This window comes from Nitrospirota bacterium, from assembly GCA_037386965.1.
GTDB lineage: Bacteria > Nitrospirota > Thermodesulfovibrionia > Thermodesulfovibrionales > JdFR-86 > JARRLN01.
On the sequence record JARRLN010000123.1, the window covers coordinates 1 to 4,246 of the forward strand.

Genomic DNA, 4,246 nt, shown 5'->3' on the forward strand with positions numbered 1-4,246 from the left:
GCGTTCCTTAGTTGTACCGGACGGTTATCTCGTAGTCTATGCTCGCGTGCTTGGCCGGAAGGTCATCGCCCTTTCCGGGGCAGATGAGCTTGCCCGCGGCCCTCTTCTTCCCGTCCCTGAGCGCGGCACGGATGACCGGGGTGAGGTCGAACTCGCCGCTGCACTCCGTGGCGGCGCACCGCATGTGGAAGTACGCGGGGCTGTCGGGATAGACGTTGACCGTCCTGTCCATCAGGACCGAGTCCGTCTCGGAGAAGGTGGTCCGGTGGTAGTAGGTCATCTGAATCACGATCTTCGAGACCTGGGGGAACCGCTCCGAAACGAGGCCCGCTTCGGCCTTCTTCTGGTTCAGTTCCTGCCTCCTCTGAAGAGCATGCCTGTTCATGGGGTACCTCCTGTTGTTACCTGTGCTGGGCCTGCCTGGCGGGCTTCCGTCTCCCGGGCCTCTGCCCGTTGCGGCGCGGGGCGCTCCGGGGGCGCGGGGGCATGGGGGCGTCGTACTCGAAGCCCTCCACCTCGCAGCAGGGCATCTCCACCGCCATGTCCCGCTCGAAGTCCCGGATGGCGGTTGCCTCGTCCTGGGTGACCAGGGTGAGGGCCCTGCCGGTCTGCTCGGCCCTGCCCGTCCTTCCGATACGGTGGGTGTAGGTGTCCGCCGTGTCGGGTACGTCGTAGTTGACCACGTGGGATATGCTCAGGACGTCCATGCCCCTGGCGGCGATGTCCGTGGCCACCAGTATCTGGTACTTCCTGTCCCTGAACCCCTGGAGGGCCGCCTGCCGCTTTTTCTGGGGCATGCCCCCTTCCAGGGAGGCCACGCTGAACCCGGCCCTCTTGAGCTGCCCGGCCAGGCGGTTCGTCCGCATCCGGCTCCGGGTGAAGACCAGCACGGAGTCGGTCTCCTCGGAGCGGAGAAGCTCGATGAGAAGCCGTGTTTTCAGGTGCCCCTCCACGGGATAGACATAATGGGAGACGGTCTCCACGGGCCGCGAATGGTTGAGGGAAACGCTCACCGGGTCCTGCATGAACTCACGGGCCAGCCTGAGGATGTCCTCGGGCATGGTGGCCGAGAACAGGAGCGTCTGCCTCTGGCGGGGGACCCGCTTGACGATGCGCCGGATGTCGGGCTCAAAGCCCATGTCCAGCATGCGGTCGGCCTCGTCCAGGACCAGCACCTTCACCGTGGAGAGGTCCACCTTGCCCTGGCCCATGTGGTCCAGAAGGCGGCCCGGACAGGCCACCACGATGTCCACGCCCGAATGGAGCCTGTCCAGCTGGGGCTTCATGCCCACCCCGCCGTAGATGGCCATGCTCCTCAGGCGGGTCTTCAGCCCCAGGGAGGCGATCTCTCCCCGGGTCTGCTCGGCGAGCTCCCGCGTGGGGGAGAGCACCAGGGCCTGTATCTTTCTCTGGGGGCTCCGTATGAGCCGCTGAAGGATGGGCAGCACAAAGGCCGCCGTCTTGCCGGTGCCCGTCTGGGCCAGGCCCACGACGTCGCGGCCTGCGAGGACATGGGGCATCGCCTCAAGCTGAATCGGCGTGGGGGTGATGTAACCGGCTGATGTGACGCCCTTGAGGATGCGCGGGTCGAAACCGAAAGATTCAAAATTCATGGAAAGCACTCCTGGCAGATATGAGCCAAGAGTGGCTCTCAGCTCGACTGCATTTAGATTTTCCTGTTATTATAGCACCTTTTGACGTTTTTTGCTTGATTCGGGGCAGGCTGCCAGCCCCGGGCCGGAGAGGCCCCCGCAAACACCCCCGGAAGATGCGCCATGCCCTTTCTCATGCTCCTCTGGGTTGATAACGCGCCCCCCTTTGTCCCTTGCCGCCCGGAGGGCCGAAAATCTCCAAAATTCAAAGGCTTATGGGTGGCTTTTGGGTCCCCCGATATGGTAAAATTAAAGGATTTCCAAGAACCCTCAACAAAGGAGACATAGATGTCCCAGTTGCCCATAAGCATAGAAGAGGAGATGAAGGTCTCCTACCTGGACTACGCCATGAGCGTCATCATCGGGCGGGCGCTGCCCGATGTGCGGGACGGCCTGAAGCCGGTGCAGCGGCGCATCCTCTACGCCATGCTCCGCGAGGGGCTGACCCCGGGGAAAAAGTTCTCTAAGAGCGCCGGCGTGGTGGGCGAGGTCCTGAAGAAGTACCACCCCCACGGAGACAGCGCCGTCTACGACGCCATGGTCCGCCTGGCCCAGGACTTCAACATGCGCCACCCCCTGGTGGACGGGCAGGGCAACTTCGGGAGCATCGACGGCGACCCCGCCGCCGCGTACCGGTACACGGAGGCCCGCCTGGCCAAGATTGCCGAGGACCTGCTGGCCGACATCGACAAGGAGACCGTGGACTTCGTCCCCAACTTCGACGAGACCGTGCAGGAGCCGGAGGTCCTGCCCTCCCGGGTGCCCAACCTGCTGGTCAACGGCGCGGCCGGCATCGCCGTGGGCATGGCCACCAACATCCCGCCCCATAACCTGGGGGAGGTGGTGGACGCCCTGCTCATTCTTCTTAGAAACCCCCAGGCAAAAGTGGACGACCTGATGCAGGCCGTCCGGGGGCCGGACTTCCCCACGGGGGGCATCATCAACGGCACCCAGGGCATCATCGACGCCTACAGAAACGGCCGCGGGGTCATCCGCGTGCGGGCCCGCACCCGCGTGGAGCGGCAAAAGGACCGCGACATCATCGTGGTGACCGAAATCCCCTACATGGTGAACAAGGCGAGCCTCATCAAGAAGATTGCCGACCTCGCCCGGGCCAAGAAGATAGAGGGCATCAGCGAGCTGAGGGACGAGTCCGACCGGGAGGGCATCCGCGTGGTCATCGAGCTGAAGCGCGGGGAGATGCCCGAGGTGGTCCTGAACAACCTGTTCAAGCACACCCAGATGGAGGCCCCCTTCGGCATCATCATGCTGGCCCTGGTGGGAAACCAGCCCCACATCCTGAACCTCAAGCGCGTGTTGAACCTCTTCCTCTCCCACAGGCGCGACGTGGTCGTCCGAAGGACGCGCTACGAACTGAGAAAGGCCGAGGAAAGGGCCCACGTCCTGGAAGGCCTGGTCAAGGCTTTGGACCACCTGGACGAGGTCATCGCCCTCATCCGGGGCTCCTCTACCCCCGAGGAGGCCAGGGCGGGCCTCATGGGGGGCTACGGTCTCACCCAGGTGCAGGCGCAGGCCATCCTGGACATGAGGCTCCAGCGCCTGACCGGCCTTGAGCGGGAGAAAATCGTGGCCGAGTACCGCGACACCCTCAAGGAGATAGAGCGCCTCCGGGCCATCCTGGCCAGCGAGCAGCTGGTGGACCGCATCGTGGGGGAGGAGCTCCTGGAGGTCAAGAAAAAGTACGCCGACGAGCGGCGCACCGAGATACTGCCCGAGGCCCAGGAGATAGACATCGAGGACATGATAGCCGAGGAGGAGATGGTCATCACCGTCTCGCATAACGGCTACATCAAGCGAAACCCCCTGTCCACCTACCGCGCCCAGCGCAGGGGGGGCAAGGGCCTCACCGGCATGGTCACCCGCGAGGAGGACTACGTCGAGCACCTCTATATCGGCAACACCCACGACTACATGCTGTTCTTCTCAAACAGGGGGAAGCTCTACTGGAAGAAGATATACGAGATACCCGAGGCCGGGCGCACGGCCCGGGGGAAGGCCATGGTGAACCTTCTGCCCCTCGGCCAGGGCGAGGTGGTGACCACGGCGCTTCCCGTGCGGGACTTCACCAAGGGCTACCTGGTGCAGTACACCAGGCGGGGGCTGGTCAAGCGCACGCCCCTTGAGGACTACAGCAACCCCCGGAGCACCGGCATCATCGCCCTCACCCTCAAGGAGGGCGACGAGCTCATCGCCGTCAGCCTGACCGAAGGCAGCAGCGACCTCTTCATGAGCACCCGGGGCGGCCTGGCCATCCGGTTCCCCGAGGAGGACGTCCGGAGCATGGGGCGCACGGCCACCGGGGTCATCGGCATCCGCCTGCGCGAGGGCGACAAGGTGGTCTCGGCCGGGGTGGCCTATCCCAGGACATCGCTCCTCACCGTCACCGAAAGGGGCATGGGCAAGCGCACCCGCATCGAGGACTACCCCACCCAGGGCAGGGGCGGAAAGGGCGTCATCAACATCAAGCTCAGCAAGAAGGGCGGAAAGGCCGTGGGGGTGCTCCGGATCAGGGACGATTACGACGTGGTGATGATATCAAACGCGGGCCAGATAATCAGGACCGGCGCGTCGGA

The 4,246-nt window shown here is 64.4% G+C and carries 3 protein-coding genes; 1 reads left to right on the forward strand and 2 read right to left on the reverse strand.

Going from position 1 to position 4,246, the window contains the following annotated elements:
- Positions 1-7 precede the first annotated feature (7 nt).
- Complete coding sequence (locus P8Y39_12635; GenBank protein ID MEJ2193162.1) at positions 8-385, reverse strand: hypothetical protein; 378 nt, start codon at positions 383-385, stop codon at positions 8-10.
- A gap of 16 nt (positions 386-401) precedes the next feature.
- A complete protein-coding gene (locus P8Y39_12640; GenBank protein ID MEJ2193163.1) occupies positions 402-1,613 on the reverse strand; it encodes a DEAD/DEAH box helicase in 1,212 nt (403 codons plus the stop codon).
- A gap of 327 nt (positions 1,614-1,940) precedes the next feature.
- On the opposite strand from P8Y39_12640, the gene gyrA reads away from it, so the two are divergent.
- Positions 1,941-4,246, forward strand: a 2,306-nt coding sequence (gyrA, locus tag P8Y39_12645) for a DNA gyrase subunit A (protein MEJ2193164.1), incomplete at its 3' end; no start/stop codon positions are given.

What these genes read in the sequence shown, in the direction of transcription:
- P8Y39_12635 (MEJ2193162.1), bottom strand. Translation starts at nt 385, where the DNA reads ATGAACAGGCATGCTCTTCAGAGGAGGCAGGAACTGAACCAGAAGAAG.
- P8Y39_12640 (MEJ2193163.1), bottom strand. Translation starts at nt 1,613, where the DNA reads ATGAATTTTGAATCTTTCGGTTTCGACCCGCGCATCCTCAAGGGCGTC.